Origin of the sequence: Hydrotalea lipotrueae (assembly GCF_019249625.1) — a bacterium.
GTDB classification, from domain to species: domain Bacteria; phylum Bacteroidota; class Bacteroidia; order Chitinophagales; family Chitinophagaceae; genus Hydrotalea; species Hydrotalea flava.
On the sequence record NZ_JAESDL010000060.1, the window covers coordinates 1 to 1628 of the forward strand.

Consider the following 1628-nt stretch of genomic DNA (forward strand, 5'->3'; position numbering starts at 1 on the left):
TTGGTCAACAATCCTTTCACAGCACCTGCTTATCAATGGCAAAAAAGTACGGATAATGGTACTACCTGGAATAATATTGGTGTGCCGGTAAATACCAACAGTCTTACTATTAATAATGTGCAATTATCAGATAGTGGGTTATATCGGGTATTGGTTGGCCCTAATGCAGCCAGTTTAAATAGTGCATCTTGTATTACAGCTTCCAATAGTATACAATTATCTGTTCATCCCATTCCCATAGTAAGTGTTCAGTCCAATAGCCCTTTGTGTGCCGGGGGTACACTTTTTCTTTCTTCAACAGTTAATGGGAATAACAATTTTGTAAATAATAGTAAAAAGAATAACAATGACAACGACGACAATGATAAATCAAAAAATAATCATTCTAATACTTACTCATATCAGTGGAATGGTCCGAATGGATTTACTTCAACCTTAGCGAACCCCTCTATTGCTAATGTTACCACTGCAGCAAGTGGTAGTTATTTGCTAACACTTACCGATAACTATGGGTGCAGTAACACTGCACAAACTAGTGTTACAGTAAACCCATTGCCTGTTATTGCACCTATTACCGGAGATTCCGGTACTTGTGCCGGTAGCACAGTTCAATTGACTACCACAACAAAAGGTGGTGTTTGGAGCAGTAGTAATACTTCAGTAGCAACGATTGATACTACCGGAAAAGTGACTGCCATAAGTGCCGGTACTACCACAATTACTTATACCATGACCAATCAGTATGGTTGTAGTGTAAGTGTGGGCAAATCATTTACTGTAAACAGTGTGCAAATGTTGCCCGCAGTTGCCACTTGTAACAATGGTACCATTAAGTTTAGTAATACCCCTTATATGCCCACTTATGGAAGTAGTTCCGGAATCTATTTATGGACGGTAACCGGTGGTGGTACTAACTATGTAGCCGGTACTTCCAATACCAGTCGTTATCCACAAATTAAATTTGATGACAATTCTATTGATACGGTTACGGTAGCCTATACCGTAAATGGTATTACCTGCAGTAGCACACAAATTATATATATCCGTTCTACCATGCCCATTAGTGGTGGGGCAGATACACTTTGTGCCGGCACTACTGCAACATTTGTAAATCCGGTACCGGGCGGTACCTGGAGTTCATCTAATACAGGAGTAGCCACTGTTAGTCAGGCAGGCATTGTAACTGCAATTGCTGCAGGAACAACCACTTTAAGTTATACTAATGCATGCGGACAAACTGTAACAAGAAATATATTGGTTCAGGCTAAGCCGATAGTCAATCCTATTCAAGCATCGGCAAATGCGGTTTGTATGGGAAATACTTTAACCGTCAATACAACTTCCGTAGGTGGTGTTTGGATGAGTAGTAATACACAAGTGGCAACCATTGATAGTATCACCGGCGCGGTAACCATACTCCAGCCGGGTACTACTACCATTACCTATACCCTTCAAAACAAATGTGGGATTGCCAGTCAATCCATTACCATTACTGTCAATCCCTTGCCGACTGTACAACCCATCAATACAGGAAGCGGACAGGTATGTGCTGGCAGTAGTGTGACTGTAACAGATGCCACCCCCGGTGGTGTTTGGAGCAGTAGTAATACTTCAGTAGCAACGATTGA

Annotated in this window: 1 protein-coding gene; it reads left to right on the forward strand. The window is 41.3% G+C overall.

Going from position 1 to position 1628, the window contains the following annotated elements:
* Nucleotides 1-1628 (forward strand): Ig-like domain-containing protein (locus JK139_RS15370; protein WP_218332166.1); only part of this gene is annotated, 1628 nt, incomplete at both ends.